16 protein-coding genes and 2 pseudogenes are annotated in these 19,709 nt (G+C 38.2%); 12 read left to right on the top strand and 6 right to left on the bottom strand.

What is annotated here, in order from left to right:
* Both ACEO2X_RS10340 and istB read left to right on the top strand, forming a co-directional pair.
* Window positions 1–273: pseudogene (locus ACEO2X_RS10340) on the top strand (IS21 family transposase); the annotation flags it as partial.
* A complete protein-coding gene (gene istB, locus ACEO2X_RS10335) occupies window positions 273–1,046 on the top strand; it encodes an IS21-like element ISEc57 family helper ATPase IstB (protein WP_001053381.1) in 774 nt (257 codons plus the stop codon). The pseudogene ACEO2X_RS10340 and the gene istB, both read left to right, overlap by 1 nt.
* Before the next feature lie 25 nt (window positions 1,047–1,071).
* Here the strand turns inward: istB and ACEO2X_RS10330 are convergent.
* The 5 genes and pseudogenes from ACEO2X_RS10330 to ACEO2X_RS10310 all read right to left on the bottom strand — a co-directional run.
* A pseudogene (locus ACEO2X_RS10330) lies at window positions 1,072–1,353 on the bottom strand (hydrolase or metal-binding protein); the annotation flags it as partial.
* 175 nt (window positions 1,354–1,528) lie between these two features.
* Complete coding sequence (locus ACEO2X_RS10325; RefSeq protein ID WP_371972001.1) at window positions 1,529–2,593, bottom strand: YqaJ viral recombinase family protein; 1,065 nt, start codon at window positions 2,591–2,593, stop codon at window positions 1,529–1,531.
* A 153-nt stretch (window positions 2,594–2,746) separates the two neighbouring features.
* Window positions 2,747–3,781: a DUF932 domain-containing protein gene (locus ACEO2X_RS10320; RefSeq protein ID WP_371972000.1), complete on the bottom strand. Its 1,035-nt coding sequence runs from the start codon at window positions 3,779–3,781 to the stop codon at window positions 2,747–2,749.
* Window positions 3,782–3,798: 17 nt separating this feature from the next.
* Complete coding sequence (locus ACEO2X_RS10315) at window positions 3,799–4,086, bottom strand: hypothetical protein (protein ID WP_371971999.1); 288 nt, start codon at window positions 4,084–4,086, stop codon at window positions 3,799–3,801.
* A gap of 89 nt (window positions 4,087–4,175) precedes the next feature.
* Window positions 4,176–5,465, bottom strand: a complete 1,290-nt coding sequence (locus tag ACEO2X_RS10310) for a hypothetical protein (RefSeq protein WP_346792015.1) — start codon at window positions 5,463–5,465, stop codon at window positions 4,176–4,178.
* Window positions 5,466–5,551: 86 nt separating this feature from the next.
* Between ACEO2X_RS10310 and ACEO2X_RS10305 the strand changes: the two genes are divergently transcribed.
* The 10 genes from ACEO2X_RS10305 to ACEO2X_RS10260 all read left to right on the top strand — a co-directional run bounded on the left by ACEO2X_RS10305 (window position 5,552) and on the right by ACEO2X_RS10260 (window position 19,144).
* Window positions 5,552–5,767, top strand: coding sequence for an AlpA family phage regulatory protein (locus tag ACEO2X_RS10305; protein WP_253131554.1), 216 nt, complete (start codon window positions 5,552–5,554; stop codon window positions 5,765–5,767).
* A 229-nt stretch (window positions 5,768–5,996) separates the two neighbouring features.
* Window positions 5,997–7,034 carry an inovirus-type Gp2 protein gene (locus tag ACEO2X_RS10300; RefSeq protein ID WP_371971998.1) on the top strand — a complete coding sequence of 346 codons (1,038 nt, stop codon included), beginning with the start codon at window positions 5,997–5,999 and terminating at the stop codon, window positions 7,032–7,034.
* A 79-nt stretch (window positions 7,035–7,113) separates the two neighbouring features.
* Window positions 7,114–8,118: a hypothetical protein gene (locus tag ACEO2X_RS10295; protein ID WP_371971997.1), complete on the top strand. Its 1,005-nt coding sequence runs from the start codon at window positions 7,114–7,116 to the stop codon at window positions 8,116–8,118.
* 191 nt (window positions 8,119–8,309) lie between these two features.
* The gene (locus ACEO2X_RS10290) at window positions 8,310–9,878 is read left to right on the top strand and encodes a type I restriction-modification system subunit M (protein WP_371971996.1); all 1,569 of its coding nucleotides are present in this window, start codon (window positions 8,310–8,312) and stop codon (window positions 9,876–9,878) included.
* Window positions 9,878–11,131, top strand: coding sequence for a restriction endonuclease subunit S (locus ACEO2X_RS10285; RefSeq protein WP_371971995.1), 1,254 nt, complete (start codon window positions 9,878–9,880; stop codon window positions 11,129–11,131). Before ACEO2X_RS10290 ends, ACEO2X_RS10285 begins: the two co-directional genes overlap by 1 nt.
* 77 nt (window positions 11,132–11,208) lie before the next feature.
* Window positions 11,209–12,024 (top strand): DUF6694 family lipoprotein, encoded by an 816-nt coding sequence (locus ACEO2X_RS10280; protein WP_168382062.1) that lies wholly within the window; start codon window positions 11,209–11,211, stop codon window positions 12,022–12,024.
* Between the two features lie 115 nt (window positions 12,025–12,139).
* On the top strand, window positions 12,140–15,016 hold the full coding sequence (locus tag ACEO2X_RS10275; protein ID WP_371971994.1) for a type I restriction endonuclease subunit R: 2,877 nt from the start codon (window positions 12,140–12,142) through the stop codon (window positions 15,014–15,016).
* A gap of 59 nt (window positions 15,017–15,075) precedes the next feature.
* Window positions 15,076–15,642 carry a macro domain-containing protein gene (locus ACEO2X_RS10270; protein WP_180051500.1) on the top strand — a complete coding sequence of 189 codons (567 nt, stop codon included), beginning with the start codon at window positions 15,076–15,078 and terminating at the stop codon, window positions 15,640–15,642.
* Window positions 15,639–17,147 (top strand): DUF262 domain-containing protein, encoded by a 1,509-nt coding sequence (locus tag ACEO2X_RS10265; RefSeq protein WP_180079424.1) that lies wholly within the window; start codon window positions 15,639–15,641, stop codon window positions 17,145–17,147. The genes ACEO2X_RS10270 and ACEO2X_RS10265 overlap by 4 nt, the downstream gene beginning before the upstream one ends.
* On the top strand, window positions 17,126–19,144 hold the full coding sequence (locus tag ACEO2X_RS10260) for a DUF262 domain-containing protein (protein ID WP_371971993.1): 2,019 nt from the start codon (window positions 17,126–17,128) through the stop codon (window positions 19,142–19,144). The genes ACEO2X_RS10265 and ACEO2X_RS10260 overlap by 22 nt, the downstream gene beginning before the upstream one ends.
* Before the next feature lie 469 nt (window positions 19,145–19,613).
* On the opposite strand, the gene ACEO2X_RS10255 is transcribed toward ACEO2X_RS10260, so the two are convergent.
* Window positions 19,614–19,709: transposase domain-containing protein (locus ACEO2X_RS10255; RefSeq protein ID WP_075175639.1), on the bottom strand; the 96-nt coding region annotated here is incomplete at its 5' end.

Here is a 19,709-nt window from a genome sequence, read left to right as displayed (position 1 = left end):
AAGGTGGTTGACCTTAGCTTAGATGTTGATATGGCAAATGCCTATATTGGTCGATGGCTTAGTGAAACAGCAAATCAACGCATTCATGCAACAACTAAAGAAAAACCAAGTACTCGTTTGCTTGAAGAACAACAATATTTTTCTTCATTACCTTTATTTAATGATGGTTCTAAAAAATCTGTAATTGATGATGTTAGCCCATCATCACTCATACCTCATGAGAGTGTTCAACACCCCTTATCAATCTATGATGAATTACTGGAGGTTTCTTAATGAATTTACAGTATGAGCGTATTGAACAGCTTTGCCGTCAGCTTGGTCTACAAACAGTGGCATCACAATGGTCACATCATGCACAACAAACCTTAGCAAAGGATGGCAGTTATGCAGATTTCGTTGAAGCTATGCTATTACATGAATACACAGCCAAGCAGCAACGTAGTCAACAGATTCTTTTACAACTTTCAGGTCTTACTCAAATCAAAACGTTGGAGGCTTATGATTTTAATTATGCTTTAGGTGCTCCAAAGTCGCAGTTGCTTGAACTATTTAATTTAAGCTTTATTCCAAGAGCTGAAAATGTTGTATTTATTGGTGCAAGTGGTGTTGGGAAAACACATCTATCAATGGCTTTAGGCTATAAGGCAATTATGAATAATATTAAGACTAAGTTTATTACTGCAGCTGATTTAATGTTGCAACTTAGCCTAGCTTATCAACAAGGTAAATTAAAAAACTACATGCAACGTGTTGTACTTGCTCCAAAGTTATTGATTATCGATGAAATAGGATATTTACCATTTGGTCGTGAAGAAGCAAATTTATTTTTTAATGTTATTGCCAAGCGCTATGAAAAAGGCAGTACGATTTTGACCAGTAATTTACCATTTAGCCAGTGGTCTAAATCATTCGCAGATGATGTTACTTTGACAGCAGCAATGTTGGATCGTTTATTACATCATTGTCATGTTGTACAAATATCTGGGGAAAGTTATCGTCTAAAAGATAAAAAGAGAGTAGGAATTCAACCACAAATTGAGTCTTAATAAATCATCAAAGGGGTCAATTTTACTTTGCTGTTTTTAAGGTAAAAGGGGTCAGTTTTAAATTGCCGTTGACATCAGGATCATTGAAGATCATTCTGACAGGGATTGAGCGTAGCTTTTGATTGGGAGTATTGGCTCGAAGCTGTTCATCCAGTGGGTGTTTCACCCATCCTTCTTTGCTTTGAATCTGGGAAGTAATGGTGAACTGATCATCTTTTTCAGGTAGGCGTTTGCCATTCTTTTCTACTACCCGACCAATACTGATACGCCCTAGAGCTGGTGGTGTAATCGCTAAACCTTTAATCATTTTATTTTCCTCAATTTGATTTTGTACAGATCATCTAGCTTTATGTAGATCACCTGATTCAAGAAATATGTATATAGCTCACTACAAAAGCCGCCACCGTTTACCCTCTATTCCTAGCGAATGGAGGGCGGGGAGCGGTTTTTGCGCATCGCTATTTAAATGGGCTGAAATAGACTTAGTCGGTATAGATGTTGAATCGACGACCGCCTTGCTTCTGAAGTGGATAAAGCTCAATGAGTTCAGGCTGATGCTGAAGCAATGCCTTGGTATTCAGACTGATGGAGTCCTTGGCTTTCTTCCACACCACAGAACCATGAGCAAAGGTGGCTCGTTCAGCATCTTTCATCAGCATTTGGATGTGATGCTTCAACTGGTCAAAGCGTTCCTGCTTATGCTGAATCTCTTCTTTCATTTTAATGAGCTGGTCGAACATCAAATTAGCATTTTCATTTTGTGAGAGATCTTCAACAGTCAAGGGTACATGCGCTGGATAGAGTTGCTGAATCGCTTTAGCTGCGGATTCACTTGCATCCACGGATGGTGGTGTATCCGTTTCCACACACTCCCAGAAATAACGCTCTGCCTGAATGATGTGTTGAATCACTGATTCAGACCGTGTCACTTTGAAGATTTTGGTTTCATGCCCACAGATCAGAACACAGACATGTGCAGCCTGTTTGCCTGTTACAGCCAATTGGTGCTGTACCTGACACAGCACGTATAAAGGCACACCATCTCGCCATAGTCTGGCACCATGTTCCCCAGCTGTTTTACATTCCAGAATCTGCACGTCATCGCTACCCACGACCGCATAGTCCAGATTTGCCAACATAAACGATTTATCCGGATCGGGGTGCTGAAGCACGGCATTGACTCGTCTCACTTTATTATTGGTATGCAGGCTGTAGTATTCCGCTACCAGTGGCTCTAGCTGTTTACCCCAATACAACGGTGCAACGCCTGAGCTGTCATCATCTATATTCTGCTGAGTTCGACCAGTTTTAATCATCCACAGTTCCAGCATCGACATGTAGGGATTCAATCCACAAGCGGTTGCGGCATCACTACTGCCAATGCCTTGCTTACGCACTTCTAGCCATTCTTGGTAATCCATATTTTTAGTGTTGGCTAAACGTTTGGCTGTCGCTGTTCGTTTAGCTGCGGTATTTGATTCATTCATCTCATTCGGAATTGGAAAATGAGGGAGTTGAGAGGTATTTATCGGTGCAATCTGATTCATGCTTTGATCCTTATAAATAGCGAGGTCTGTAAAATTTTCGGCATAAAAAAAGCCACATCTGGAGATGTGGCAAAAGGGGTTTTTTACTGGAGAAGGATCATCTGCATGACCCTTGACCATTATTGTAATAAATAGCACTGGCTTAAATGAAACTTAAACCACTAAGCGAAGCGCCTGTTCTAGTCCACGCTGCTTTAACGCAGCACCTGCACCAAACCAGGCTGAATCGAGGCGGTGATCGGTACTCATGGCACGACGTTCATGGTCAGCAAACTCGGTGATTGAACACAGCAAACCATAGGCAGTATCTTTGGCTGAGCTGAGTTCTGCACCACGCCCCTGACCATTGAACATATCCATGACCTTATTCATGGCACGTCCATTCGGTTCAGACTTTTCTTTGGTTGGATTTGGAGTAGCTATATTGCGATAGAACTGAATGATGTTCTCCTCCTGATCTGCAACACTCATACTGGTATTGTTAAACACTGCATCAAAATAGGCCGCTGCTTCTCCTTGAGTGACTTTACGTTGAGTCAGCTGTTTCATCTCATACATATGCTCATCCCAGGCACGGACTGAGATGCCCAATTGCTGCTTAACTTTGTCAGCATCAAACTTAGTACTGTGTGGTACTTTCACCACACCAGCATTGCTGCTTTGTCCACGTAGGGCAATGGCTAAGGTGTTATTGCATACCACTCGGATATTGGTGAATTGTGCCGTGGTAGCCAAAGTACCGTCACAGGCAGTTGCCAGCAGAATATAGCCATTGCTGACATCCTTACCCTTGAGTGCTGTGCTCTGTCCAGTTCGTGCTAAAGCCCAGAACTTCTTCCCGCCTTTGAGTACGCCTGCAGTTTCCAGCTCAAAGCCAGATTGCTCAGTCAGATCCCGGTAGAACTCCAGAATCTCTTTGGGCTGAACTTCCTGATAACGCTGACTGACCACAGACAAGGGTGCATGAGTATCGGAACGATACAGTACTCGCTGTTCTTCATACGGCATGATGATGCTCTGCCCACGTTCATTCTGTGCCATGTAGCTGACATTTGAGGATTCAATCCGCCAATCCATGCCTGCTTGTTGTGCCCAGATTTCAATCGGCTGATTTTGAGTGAGTTGATTACCTAAGCCATGCCAAGGGGTTTCTCCGACATAAGCCATTTGTTCAAGTTGATGTGCCATCTTTATACCTATTATTGTTAATTGATTTGAAAAGTTAAATTACAGTCATTACAGATATAAGATTTCTCGTTTTGCACGGTAAGAAATCCGGAATGTTTCTGTAAATAATAATTAAGTACATAGCCTAAGCTGGCTCCGGTGATTTCTCCAATTACAGAAGGAATTCTGTAAACTTTGGCTAATTCTTTGCCAATGAAGGTAAGTGTTGATTGTGACCAGAGTAGGCTTGGAGCTTGGTTAGATCCTTTTGGAGCTAATCCAAGAAAAGTTATTTCTTCACTATGACAAGCAGGGCAAGTCGTCATATGGACACCTTTAAAAATGAAAAAGGCCTGCTGAGCAGACCTTTTGGGTAAATATCATTTTTATAATATATATTTGAAATATATTGGAATTATTGGAAATTATTTTTAATTTTGTTGAAGTCTAAATATTTGTCTTTGAAATATAGCAAGCTTTGATCTACAGCTTTTCGCTTAAATTCTTTAATCGTTATGTTGTCATGTGTTGAGCAAGCTAATTGCTTAATAGTCTTCTTTTTACTTGTTAACTTACATTTATAAGGCTGCATAAATTCAGATAGCTCGTCCGTTATTGTTTTTTTTGAAGAATTGTTTTTAAGATTTATCCAAAACTCAGACTCTGGAGGGCGTGCTAAAATTTCATTTAAAGCAGAAATATGGTCATCTAAATTATATTCTGAATTTATACTTTTACATCTGTAATATTTAAGGCAAATTAAGGAGTTAAGTTGGGATAGAATCCTGTTATTGTCGGATGAGGCATTTTCAATTGAGTCTAGGTCATTTAAGAATCTTCGAATAATATCTTCATTATGCAAAACATTTTTAAATGTATCCTCTGAATGCTCTGCGATGTATCTATCAAGAAACATTCGATTCTCGAGATATTGAATTAAAAAGCTGACGAAGATGTCTGGGAGATTAGATGGTTCCTCATTAAGGCGCAAATTCAAGCTTATATAATCATTACGGATTTCTTCATCATCAAAGACTTGAGATATTTTTTTGACTTCTATAAATGATGTAGATGTATTGAGTGTATTTGGCACATGATATTTATACAAAAGGCTTTGTTTTAAATAAGAAATTTGTTCTATTCGCTGTTGACTTAACTGATTTTCGTCGTCGGTATTTTTTAAAAAAGTAATATAATGTTGAATATCAAAAGTGTCTCGAATCAAACTATCAAGGTCATTATGACTAATAAGATCGCTTATAGAGCAAGTTGATGAAAAATAATAATAATCAATTCCATAGGTATTCGCACACTCAAGAATATCTGTAAAAATATCAGACAAGCTTTCTAAAAAAATAGTAAATTTTTGAAAGTTAATACCACTCATGGTTAGTTTTTCTTCAGAAGTATTTAAATAGCTGGTCTGAAAATAGCAAAAGCAAACTTCAATCAATTTCAGGTTAGAAATAACATCACTAATCAATTCACTACGTAATCCTTCTGCTTCTGGCTCAATACTAAAATGATTCGGTATCTCTAGAAATCTTTTTATTCTTTCAACTATCAATTCTTCTGAATGTAGGAGCTTTTCAAAGAGCAGTGGATATGTCAACTCAAATTGAAATTTAAGAATTTCTAAATTGGTAATTCGTCTAAGAGTTGGATGTGTCTTACTTTGTAATGATGAAAAACTAACGGTAGGCATAATATCAATATTTCTATGATGGTTTGGGTACAGCTTGGAAAAATGAAAGTGCATTCTGTTCCTACCAGTTATTAACGGAGCTTAGCATGACTGCACCTTTTGATTTAACGATTTTAAAACGTAAACAAGTTGAATATAAAACTGGCTTAAGCCGGTCAACAATTTACGACAAAATGAATCCAAAGTCACCTCGGTATGATAAGGACTTTCCTAGACCAATCAAACTAAGTTTGAATGCTGTAGGGTGGTTTGAAAAAGACATCTGTACTTGGTTAGAAACAAGAAATGTAGCTAAGTACTAAAAGGATAACTTTCCAACGAGTTAACTATATAAATCCCCCAGCTGTCCAAGCAGTTAAGTCCACCTATGCCTTGTTCAGCCAATGAGCAGACTTTAGGTACTTAATAATATTAAGTAATTAAGGATTAAGGGTTTATATATATTCTATTAATTATACACATGAGCCTTCTAAGAAATAGGTATAGCCCACAAGCTATACCTTCAGGGAGAACTCATGTCTGGAAAAAGTAATGACTATGAGTAAAAATGACAAAATCATATCGCAATTTGAAACATCAGACACTGCTTCCTATCTTTTAGAACAAGCGGATAAGGACTACTCTAAACTTGAGACGTTAATTGATCTTATTGTTGACAATAAGATTTCTAGTGCTTTTCCTAAATTACAGACAGGGCGGTTTAAAAAAGCGGATCCCTTGGTTAGAAATCTGTTATCTCAATGTCCAGATCCCGATGATTTGACTGAATTAGCGATTAATAATGAATATACTCAAGTGTATATGCGAGCATATGAAGAAATATTAAAACCTATAAATTTTGAACCACGCTATTTTAAAAATTTTCAAGCAAATGATGTTCTCCCTATCGCGGGAGAACCTATTATATTTGCAGATCTAGCAAATGCTTTTGTTTCTAAAATTTATTCAGGCACCCTGGAAGATGAATTTATTCAGGCACAGAGCAATCGATCTGAAAGATTAAAACATCAAGAAGCGCGTGCTATTCAGTTGCTAAACAAGCTTAGAGTTAAATATTCAAAGTTACTAGTCTTGCGTCTTGATTTTGCAATTGCGAAAAAATGTAGAAATCTTTCTGAAGATTTGAATCTGATCAGAAAGATGTTTAAGAAATTTTTGAAATCAAGATTTTCAATACATCAGCGACCTATTGGTTATATTTGGAAACTAGAATACGGCGTTGATAAAGGCTATCACTATCATACTATTTTCTTCTTAGATGGTAATAAACATCAAAAAGACGAGATTATAGCTGACCAGTTCGGCAAGGAATGGGTACAACTTACTGAGGCTAAGGGAAGTTACTACAGCTGTAATGGTTCAAAAGAACGCTATAAATATTTAGCTATTGGAATGTTACATCATGATGATGAAAAAGCTCATAGCGCATTAGAGTCACTAGTTATCAAATATTTGACTAAAGATAAGCAACACGCGTTTATTCCCAGTGGTAGTAGGCTAAAAACATTTGGTACAAGTCAGATGCCAGCAAGTAAACGTAAATCAGGCCGCCCTCGTAGAGGGACATAAATCTACATATCACCGAAGTTATACCTGCTCATTCACCTGATGAGCAGGGCATTAAAAAAATACATATCAGAGCCTATATATGAATACATACGCAGCACTATCGCCACAGAGCAAAGTAATTCCCGTTCCTGTAAATTGTGTTTCACCACAACAAGCTTTGGTGCTTACAGAAGCACTCAAGCTATTTAAAAAAATCACCTCGCCATCTGCTCAAGTTTTAAGGGTAAATTCAAATAGTAACAATTACTTAGGATATCTTTCCACTGACCTGTTGAATCATTTTATGTACGTAGGTCGGCATTACTTTGACTGCTTTGATTCACAGTTAGGTGAAGGGCATATTTTTGATCCACAAGTACAAAAAGTATTTCAATGTTTCAGAGAATGCTTTGGGCTAATTAGAAGTTTGCCCCTATCGGTTCACTGTCAAAAAGATGATCTGCATTTCAGAAGTATCATGCTGATTGAGCGGTGTTGGAATGAGTTACGCGGTAGGGCATTAGTTGACGAAAAAACGATGACTAAAGCAATTTTAAAAACTTATCAACAGGTAAAAGATCAACAAAACACGGTTAATCGATTTGTTGCCAGACTTTTACGTGAGCATAAACAGATCCGCATTCATCAGGTAGATTTCAAGTTTGATGCCATTTACCGACGTACGAGTATTCCACTACAGCCTAAAGATGAGCAGCAGTTTGCAGTGGTTGTACGGAAGTTTATCAATATGCTGAAAAAAGAGAATTTAGATAATTTACATGGATTTGCCTATCAAATATCTAAAGATCTCAATGGACAGTATTGCGGTAGAGTATTTGCATTTACTGATGTGGGACACCCTTTGAAGCACCCTACTTTAGATAAACCTTTAAGGTTTGACCTTCTTAGTCAAGAACTATGGGTGGATCTGAAAATAGCTCTTATCTGTGAGCACGCGTTTTTGGTTGAGCCAAATCAAGTGGTAGGCGCTTCTTGCAGCTATCAAGATTGGTCCAAATATTTTAAGTCTATTATTGAACCTATGAAAATGCATCATTACTCTTCGAAAGCAATTAGACCTGACTATAAGCTTATGATTTTTTAATTGTTCATCAAAAGTACGATCACTAGAAAACTCCCATCTCTAGTATGGGAGTTTTATTTTTATGACTTTCTGTCCATAAGTTCAAGTAAGGCGACAAATAATGTCCTTTTCCACCTTTTTACTGCTGCATGTTTTAGAATTTTAGGTAAAATCATTTTATTAATGATTTACTTATTTGGACTTCCATAACAATGACCCAAGTACAACTGCAACAATTACAAAAACAACTTTGGAATATTGCCAATACTTTGCGTGGCACCATGGGCGCCGATGAATTCCGTGATTACATCCTCGGCTTTATTTTCTTTAAATATTTATCGGAAAAGTCGGTTAATTTTGCAAATGAATTGCTCGATGGCGAAGACCTCAGCTTTTTAGAATTAGATGAAAATAATCCTGAGCATGTGCCGTACATCGAAGAAATTAAAAAGAATGCCATTGCCGAAGTCGGTTATGCGCTCACACCAAAACAGCTATTCCATACCTTAGCCGAGCGTGGTCGTCAGGGCGAATTTATTCTAGATGATTTAACGGCAACCTTAAAATCAATTGAACAAAGCACGTTAGGCACCGACTCTGCCGATGACTTTGCCAACCTGTTTGAAGATTTGGATCTAAACTCGACCAAGCTTGGCAATAATGCCAGTGACCGTAATACACTGGTGGCGAAAGTCCTGAGTCATTTAGATGACATTGATTTTGATATTAGTAATACCGAAGCCGATGTACTGGGTGATGCCTATGAATACCTGATTGGTGAGTTTGCCTCAGGCGCGGGCAAAAAAGCGGGGGAATTCTATACCCCGCAAACCGTATCGACTTTACTGGCGAAGATTGTCACCCAAGGCAAAGATCGTTTACGTTCAGTCTATGACCCGACTTGTGGTTCGGGTTCGTTGCTGCTTCGGGTCAAACGTGAAGTGAAAGATGTCGATATGATTTACGGTCAGGAGATGAACCGTACCACTTACAACTTGGCACGCATGAACATGATTCTGCATGATGTGCATTTTGCCAAGTTCGACATCAAGCAGGAAAACACTTTAACCCGTCCGCAGCATTTAGATAAAAAGTTTGATGCTGTGGTGGCGAATCCGCCATTTTCTGCAAAATGGTCTGCCGATCCGTTATTTTTACAAGACGAGCGTTTTGCTGCGTATGGAAAACTGGCGCCAAGCTCCAAAGCCGATATGGCTTTTGTACAGCACATGCTGTATCAACTGGATGACAACGGCACCATGGCGGTGGTGCTACCGCATGGCGTCTTGTTCCGTGGTTCGAGTGAGGGCGTGATTCGTCAGTATTTGATTGAACAGTTGAACGTGGTGGATGCGATTATTGGTCTACCCGCCAATATTTTCTATGGCACGTCTATTCCGACCTGTATTTTGGTGTTGAAGAAAAACCGTGAGCAGAGCGGCAATATTCTGTTTATTGATGCCAGCAATGATTTTGAAAAGCAGAAGAACCAAAACAAGTTATTGCCTGAGCATTTAGATAAGATTGTTGCGGCATTTGAAAAGCGTGAAAATATTGAAAAATATGCGCATGTCGCGACCTTGCAAGAAGTCAAAGATAACGATTACAACCTGAATATTCCGCGTTATGTGGATACCTTTGAAGCAGAAGCCGAGATTGATTTAGATGCGATTGCAAAACAGCTTCAAGCTTTGGAACAAGACAGTCAAAAGACTGATGCCATCATTGCAGATTTTTGCAAAGAGCTAGGCATTGTTTCACCGTTTGCGGAGGTGAAGTAATGGCTTCGCCTAAGTTACGTTTTAAAGAGTTTGATGGGGAGTGGTCAAAGTCTTCAATCTTAGATTTATCTAAAGAAAAAGCGCTTAATAATGGCGTTTTTAATGATCAAAATAAGGTTGGGAAAGGTTATAAGTTAATAAATGTTTTAGATATGTATATTGAAAGAGATATTGATGAGGCTAGACTTTCATTATTAGATTTAGATGCGAAAGAATTTGAGCGTAATAAAGTTAAATATGGTGATATTTTTTTTACACGATCTTCTTTGGTCAAGGAAGGTATAGCCTTTTCAAATGTGTATTTAGGAAATTCCAACGACATTACTTATGATGGTCATTTAATTAAATTAAGCCCCGATTTAGAAAGAATAGATCCTTTATTTTTAAATTTTTCTTTGAAAACTTCTAATGTTCGTAAGCAGTTAATTCAAGGTGGAAAAACTGCAACTATGACCACTATTGGACAAAAAGAGGTTGGTAATTGTCAATTAGATATTCCATCCAAAGAAGAACAAACCAAAATCGCCTCTTTTCTTTCTGCTGTGGATGAAAAGATTAGCCAACTCACCCAAAAACATGAACTGCTCAGCCAATATAAACAAGGCATGATGCAAAAGCTGTTTAGTCAGCAGATTCGTTTTAAAGCGGATGATGGGAGTGAATTTGGGGAGTGGGATTTTATTGAACTAGGTACAGCTACTGATGTGACCAAATTAGCAGGCTATGAGTTTACCAAACATATTGTTTATAAAGACTCAGGTAATTTAATTGCTTTACGTGGTCTTAATGTTAAAAATAATAAATTAGATTTATCAGATGTAAAGTATATTGATGATAGTGATTTGAAAATGTTAGGTCGAAGTAAATTATATATTGATGATCTAATATTCACATATGTAGGAACGATTGGTGATGTCGCATTAATCCAAGAAAATGAAAAATTTTATTTAGCTCCTAATGTTGCTCGGATACGAGCTAATAAAGAGTTATTGAATCCTGTATATTTATTGCAATATTTTAATGAAACAAGTTTTAGGCGTAATGAAATCGAGAAATTTATTGCAACGAGTTCCCAGCCAGCTCTGTCAATGACAAATATTAGAAAATTTCACATAGCTAAACCTTGCCTAGAAGAACAAACCAAAATCGCCAATTTCCTTTCTGCGATTGACCAAAAAATTGAAGTCGTGGCACAGCAAATAGAACAAGCTAAAACTTGGAAAAAGGGCTTGTTACAGCAGATGTTTGTGTAAATTTTTTGATAGTCAAATCCATAAGTGGGTTTGGCTTTTTGCTTATTAAAAGCATCATGTATTATAAGAGGGTTAACATGAAAAAATTGATCATTGCTTCAGTGTTTGCTGCAGTATTACTTAGTGGATGTAGTAAGGGGCCATTGGATACTACTTTTGATTTGACTAACTTGCAAACATTAACGGATTCATCAAGTAAAATACATGATGAACTGCCAGAACAAGAGTCAGAAATTGTTCAATGGGCTATTAACACGCTGAATATAGGTACAGTAGAGTCTATTGAAAAATTTAAAGAGCAATATGGTGCTGATATTACTTATCGAAAAATTGTGAAACTTGCTGTAGATAATCGCAAGCAAGCAGTTTTTGATGAATATGAACGGTTGAAGTCTATCGAAAAAGATTGGACTGATATTTATAACGACTTATCAAAAATTAAAGCATCCAATATTAGCCTAGGTACCAGTAAAGAGTTTTTTACTAGTGGAGACCCTTTAGTTTCATTTGATGTCCATAATGGAAGCAAACAGGATTTATCCTCAATTCAGTGGGAAATCGATCTTTATTTAGATGATGAGCAAGAACCTTATTCAACTTATACAGGTATAGATAGCTATACCTATGGTAGTAAGAAAAATGGTTTAAGAGCAGGTGAAACTGTACATCGTTCAATTGCAATCGATACCTTTGGTTTTAATGACAATGCAAAAAAATGGACTGATTTAAAAGCACAAAATGCTAAGAAAAAATCTATAGCCGTTACTGTTATTCCAACTTCTGCTAAAGATTTTTCAGAAGAAAATCTAATCACAGGAAACGTTCCAAAAGCATTAAAAGCGTATGAGGCTGAGAAGAATTTAATCGTAAATGCTGAGAAAATGATTAAATAATTTAGTTTATTAAAAGCAAGAGCAATTAAACATCATATCTAGGTATGGTGTTTAGCATGTTAATAATTGAATAAATCAAGCAACAGCATATCGATAAAATGGTTTTGAGGGTGAAATGACAGTACAAAGCGAATACCAACTTGAAAATGAACTGATCGGCCAGCTACAGCAATTGGGTTATACCTCAGTCACGCTCAAGGATGAAAGCCAACTACTATCTAACCTGAAAACCCAGATTGAACGCGCCAATGGACTTGCGCCTCTGTCAGAAACGGAATGGAAACAGGTCATCAGTTTTTTGAACACGGGCACAGTGTTTGAACGCGCCAAGAATCTGCGTGATCTGTTCCCAGTCAAATTTGATGATGGAACCAGTAAACACCTTTTTTTCCTGTCTGATGATCCTAGCAAAAATATTTATCAAGTCACCAATCAAATCACCATCGACCACCGTGACTATAATGGCAGAACCAGCCGTTTTGATGTCACGCTCTTGGTCAATGGTTTGCCTTTGGTACAGATCGAGCTGAAAAAACGCGGCATGGAAATCGCCGAAGCCTTTAATCAAACCCAACGCTATATTCGTGAAGCCTATTGGGCAGGGCAAGGGCTGTTTGGTTTTATTCAGCTCTTTGTGATTAGTAACGGTGCCAATACCCGTTATTACTCCAACGGCACCACAGGCATCGAGTTTGCCTTTCCCTGGGCAGATGTCCATAACAAACATATCAATGAAATTGTCGACTTTGCCGAAGCTTTTTTAAATCAGCAGCATCTAACCCAAATGCTGACCCAGTACATGGTGCTGCTAGAAACCACCAAAAGCCTGATGGTGCTGCGTCCCTATCAGATTTATGCAGTACAGAAAATTGTTGAGCATGTGCAAAACTCCGATCAGAACGGCTATATCTGGCATACCACAGGTTCAGGCAAAACCCTGACTTCATTTAAAGCCAGTCAGATCATCATGCAAATGCCTGATGTGGAAAAAGTTCTGTTTGTGGTCGATCGTAACGACCTCGATACTCAAACCTCACGTGAGTTTAATGCTTTTAAAGCCGACAGCGTGGACAGCACTGATAACACATCGACCTTGGTGAAACAGCTGGATCAACGCCACGACAAACTGATTGTGACCACCATCCAAAAACTCAATCGAGCCATCAGTACCGACCGTTATTTAGAATCCATTGATTATCTTAAAAATAAAAAAGTGGTGTTTATTTTTGATGAATGTCATCGCAGTCAATTTGGTGAGACCCATCAGAACATCAAAAAATTCTTCAGCAATGCACAAATGTTTGGTTTTACCGGTACGCCTATTTTTGAAAAGAACAGCCAAAGCAAAGCAGGTTTAAAACTCACCACAGATTACCTGTTTAATGAGTGTTTGCATAAATACGTGATTGTCGATGCTATCCGCGACCGTAACGTCTTGCAGTTCCAGATTGATTATCGTGGCAAATACACCGCCAAAGGCATGGCGACGAATGAAAGTTATGATGAAGACGTAGAGGGCATCGATACCAAAGAACTGTATGACAACCCACAACGCCTAGAAATGATTGCCCGCTACATTGTCAATATTCACGATACCAAAACCCGTAATCGTGAATTTACCGCAATGTTCTGTGTCAGTTCGGTCGAAACACTGACCCAATATTACGACATCTTTGAAAAAGTGCAGGCTGAAAAGCAAATTGAAGATGAAGCACAAGGTCGGATATTTAAACCGTTGACTATTGCCACCATCTTTTCCTATGCGGCAAATGAGGCTGTACCGACTGATGACTTAACTGGCTTGATTCATGAAGAAGCCGCAGATATTCCAACTCAGGTCAACTCATCCAGTCGGGATAAGCTAGATCGATACATTGCCAATTACAACCGACAGTTTAAAACCAACTACAATTCTGGTGATCAATTTTATGCGTACTACCGCGATATCGCACAGCGCGTAAAAAACAGACAGATTGATATTCTAATTGTGGTCAATATGTTCCTCACGGGCTTTGACTCTAAGCCGTTAAATACCTTGTATGTCGATAAAAATCTAAAATATCATGGCTTAATTCAGGCATTCTCTCGTACCAATCGTGTCTACAATGATAAAAAACCATTTGGCAATATCATCTGTTTCCGCAACCTGAAACGCGCCACAGATGAAGCACTGGCGCTATTTTCCAATAAAGAAACGACCAAGATTGTACTTGTTCCCAGCTATGCGGAAATCGAACAGGATTACCAAGCAGCGGTGAGCAAATTGTTTGCCTTAACGCCCAATTACCAATCAGTCGATGATCTTGTCACTGAAGAACAGCAACTCGAATTTATTAAAGCTTTCCGTGAAGTGATGCGCTACAACGCGCAATTACAAACTTTTATTGAATATGACCAGGATCAAACCGCATTAGATAAACAGCACTTTGCGAATTTTGCCTCTAAGTATGCTGACCTATGCCGTGCTGTTAGAAAGACCACCAAGAAAGAAAAAGTATCGGTGCTGGATGATGTCGATTTTCAACTGGATTTACTGCACAGTGATCGCATTAATGTTGGTTATATCATCAACCTCCTACAGCTTGTTGTTGATACGGACTCAGAGGACAAACGTCAGAAGTACCAAGCGCAAATTTATGACTTAATCAGTAGCGATATTAGCTTGCACGATAAGCAAGACCTCATTCAAAAATTCATTGAAGAAAACATGCCTAAGATGATCAATGGTCAAAGCGTCCAAACGGCTTTTGCTCAGTTCTGGGATGCTGAAAAAGAACAGGCCTATCAGCATCTTTGTAAAGAAGAAAACCTGAAACCAGAAGCGATGAAGCAGGTTCTGGAGCATTATGAGTTCACCAAACGCCTACCACGTAAAGAAGAGTTGAAGGACTTACCAAACTATAAGGTTAAGCTGTTTGAACGGGAGAGCATTTTTAGCAATTTGCTGGTCAAGACCCGAAAGCTGATTGAAAAGTTTTATGTGGGCATATGATTTTGTTTTTATTTATTAAGAATTTACTTTTCATGAAAATATACTTGAAAGCAATATAAATGAATAAACGAAAAAAAATACTGTTAGTACGAGAGGATATCACTAAGCTTGCTGTGGATGCTATTGTGAACTCTGCGAATAAGTCGCTACTAGGTGGAGGTGGTTTAGATTACGTAATCCATAAGAAAGCAGGACTACTGATGAAGCAAGCCTGTATAGAGTTAAACAAGCTAAAAGGTGGATGTCCTACGGGACAGGCAGAGGTAACGATCGCAGGTGACTTGCCGGCACAATATATTATTCATGCCGTTGGACCAAGATGGTTGAATGGTGATCATAATGAAGCAGATTTGCTGTGTAGTGCATATTCAAATGCTTTGATCAAAGCAAATGAAGTACGAGCTAAAAAAGTTTCATTCCCCTCCATCTCTACAGGTGTTTATGCTTTCCCAAAGCAATTGGCAGCAGAAATAGCCATAGGAACAGTATTGTCCACTTTGCCAGATTATTCGTTCATTGATGAGGTGGTTTTTGTCATAAAGGATTCTGACAATTATCAAATTTATCAGAATATTTTGAGCAATCTGCATGATGAACATTTAGAAATTAAGATTGAAAAAACATGACCATAGCAACTTTAGAGCCGAGAGTTATCTCATTAAAAGAACTTTACCAACAAGCTTTAAGTATTCCTGATTATCAACGTCCTTATAAGTGGACAGAGAAGCATGTCAGAACGCTGTTTGATGACTTAGATTATTTTGTTGCGGGTATTACGGCAAAGAATCGTGATGATGATCGTTATAAGTATCGCCTAGGGACAATTGTTCTACACAAGCCTACTTTGATCATTCGCACGAAGAACCATAATGATTGCAATCAGCATCATCTCAGAATGATTGTCCAACACAAGTTACCTGATGTTAAAAAAAATATTGTGGACGGACAACAACGGACATTAACCTTTTATTTAATTTGGCATGCCTTGCAAGCGAGAAAAAGTCAATTAAACAGGTTGATTCTTCCTGAGTTCAGTTTAGAGATTCCTGCGTGTCGCATGAGTCAAGAAAACTTACGCCGAAATTATGATGTGGTTGAAAAGCTCATCGATAAGCCACGCTCAAAGCCCTTAGAGGAATATATTGATATTCTGCTGACCAAATGTGAGTTTGTTATTGTTGAGTTAAGCAAGCTGTCAGAGGCTTTTCAATTCTTTGATTCACAGAACTCGAGAGGATTGGATCTTCATCCACATGATTTGTTGAAGGCATATCATCTGCGAGAATTTGATCCATCAGAAGCTGAGTTGAAAACGAAAGCCGTTCAGCAATGGGAGCAAAGGAATGAAAAGGATGTCCATCGGATATTTTCTCATTTCCTCTATCCCATCAGACAATGGACTAATGGGGAAAAGGCATTCCACTTTGGTAAAGAGCAGGTGGAGGGTTTTAAAGGTTTGTCACTGCATCAGGAAGATCAGTTTCCACTGAGCCAGTCATATCGTATCTTGCACAGTATGGTTGATGAGTACAACAATGATCGCTTCCGTAAGGTAGATAACATACATTTGGCTTACCCATTTCAAATCACCCAAACCATGATCAATGGGCGACGTTTTTTTGAGTGGTTTAGCCATTATGAAAGCAAAGCTTTAGCGTTGCTTAATCCACGAGATCATGATGATTGGGTGGAGCCATTATTAACCACAGCAATGTCGAAAAAAATTTGGACAGTCATTAATGGCACTGAGAATTCTAAAGGCTATGAGTATACGGGTAGGAACAGAACAGGTGATGGCTATGTCCGAAAAGTGCTCAATGCTTTTTTGTTGGCTTACTATGATCGCTTTGGTGAAGCGGAATTTTCGAGTGCTTTGGAGATAGGATTTATTTGGGCATACAGTTTACGCCTTAAGCAATCTAGCATCTATGAGTCCAGTATTGAGAACCATGTGATAGGTCAGAATCTCTTTAGGCGTTTGGATCAATCATTACGACCAAAAGACTTCTTTAATTTTTCCTTGAATATCTATATTGGTTCAAATGATATAAGTGAGAAAAGTAGTAAAAGTAAAGTTGAAGGCATTAAGAAGCTGTTTAGAGAAATGAAATGCATGGCGGAGCAGGGATGATGTCTACAGAGCAAACACAACCATATACCATCTCACAATTGTTGAGTGAGGATGTAAAGTATCAAATCCCTGTATACCAAAGAAATTATGCTTGGGGAAGACCACAGATCCGAGCATTAATACAGGATGTTTATGACTATTATCTAAAGTTACAGACCAGTCCTGAAAACTATTATATCGGTAGTTTGGTGGTCGCAAAAAAAGAGCATTACTTTGAAGTGCTAGATGGACAGCAACGGTTTACAACCTTAAATCTTATGGCTTTATTCTTAAAGTCTAAACTTAAAAATGCACAACTCGATCAATTTAATAGCATACGATTAAGTTTTGAAAGCCGTGAAAAGTCAGAAATTCTTTTAAATTCATTATGGAAATTTGTCAGTGATAAATCTGTTGAAAAAGAAATAGATCGATTGAATGCACAATATGGTGATCACTCTATTCTCAGAGGTTATCACATTATTCAGGAAGAATGCCTCAAGCTTGTCCAAGAAAATGAGCTTGAAAAGTTTGCAAACTATCTATTAGATCGCGTGGTAATTTTACGCACAATGATTCCAGAGCTTGCAGATGTGACGCATTATTTTGATGCACTTAATAACCGAGGGGAACAGTTAGAAGCGCATGAAGTCATTAAGGCACATTTTCTGAGCTTGTTAAGTGCTGAGGATGCAGACCGTCATGTTGTTCATCAAGTTTGGTCAGCATGTCAGGATATGTATAAATATGTGGCATATGGTTTTAACCCCACAGATAGAAAGCAAATATTTGGTGGTTCATATCATGAATGGTGTGCCAAAGACTATGAAGACCTTAAGTCATGCCTGCCTATACAAACTCCATCGAAAGATACGAGTACTGAAGGGAAGCGCTCATATGGGGATAAGCTCACTTTGGAAGGAATTCTAAAGCTTAATCTTGTTCCTGTTAGTGAGAAGACAAATGAAGAGTCGAGCGAACGTTTTGCAAGCATCATTGATTATCCCAACTTCCTGATGCAGGTTTTGAAGATTTATGTCAGAAGGCAGTTGAAAGATGGCGACGCTAGCAAGATTGCACTTGATGACAAGACTTTATTAGAAAGCTTTAAACGCATGATTGTAGATGCAAGTCATGCAAAAGACTTTATCTACCTGCTTTTAAAAACACGATATCTATTCGATCTGTATGTCATCAAACGTGAGAATAGTCCTCAGTACAAAGGTTGGTCACTCAAGAAACCTAAATACTATAGTTCTGGTAATGTGAGCTATGTGAATACCTTTTCACAATCTGAAGCTGAGGGGGAAAATGAATTAGCATTAGAAGGTGGTCAAAGAAACCTCGTGATGCTTCTATCTGCATTTCATGTTTCCTACCCAACACATGCACGTAAGAATTGGTTGTTGAGCATTTTATATTGGCTCATAGATCATAGTGACAAAGGAATTGGTTTAAATACCTATTTTGCATTTGTGGAAAATTTGGCACGTACTTTGATCAAGAAGCGGTACTTAAGTACAAAGCAAGACTATGAAAGTTTCATGTATGGCAATGAATTTGAGTGCAATACAGCAGTCACTGTAGAAGATGTAAAAACGCAGTTTACTTATGGGAAGATTCCTTACTTCTGTTTTAACTATTTAGATTACCTTTTGTTAAAAAAGGAAAAAGGGAATCATGCTAAATTTTACTTTAGTTATAAGGACTCAATTGAGCATTTTTATCCGCAAAAGCCTAAGGTCGGTGATCCATTACCACTGCAGGTTCGAGATAGTCTAGGTAATTTAGGTTTAGTGAATCAAAGTGAAAACTCTTCACTTACTAATGATATGCCGATTCAAAAAGCGAATTGGTTAAGGAAGCATACGGAAGCACCAATCAGTTTAAAGTTAGAGTTGATGATGCAGGTTGTTGAGAAGAACGAATCTGAGTGGAATGAAGCGAGTATAGAAAAACATCAGCATGATATGATAGAGTTACTGATAGAAGATTTAAACGGAAAAGCATGCTCTTAGAGGCATGCTTTTTTATTATGTATACCTTTTAGTGTACGAAATCTTAATTGGTTATAAAAAACATAATAAAATCAATAGTTAGATACTAATGCATCATTGGAGTGTGTGAAGATAGATCAGCCATGATTTCTGTCATGTTCATGCAGTTGAAGTCCTTTAATTTGAAGCGTAATTTAAGTGTAAGTATGTGACTAGCTTATTTTACGCCATCTTAGTCAAATTAGTGAACCTGCATGTCATTGTTGCTCGCTCTCTAACGAGTCGAACATCGAGCGGTTTAAGCTTTTAAATGGATAATATTCAATTGATCGGGTGTGTTAGTGAGCACACAGCCATAAAAAATATCGCCCATAAAATCTAAACCCACAGTTTCAAAAATGATATCGCATAGCTCAAAGAGCTTAGCTGTTGAAAATGTATGATTTGCGAAGTTAAAAGGTAAGCGTCCGCTGAACCCCATGCCTATTTTTTAATTCGGTTCAGGTTTCCAGCGGTGTGGTAGCAATTCTTCAATCTGAGTCACTTTATGTGTCGGCAACCTTTTCAGCACATCACTTAAATAGGC

Source organism: Acinetobacter sp. AL9 (genome assembly GCF_041464035.1).
In the GTDB taxonomy this organism is placed as follows: domain Bacteria; phylum Pseudomonadota; class Gammaproteobacteria; order Pseudomonadales; family Moraxellaceae; genus Acinetobacter; species Acinetobacter towneri.
The sequence above is the reverse complement of the archived record's forward strand: the minus strand, read 5'-3'. Positions and strand labels throughout refer to the sequence as shown.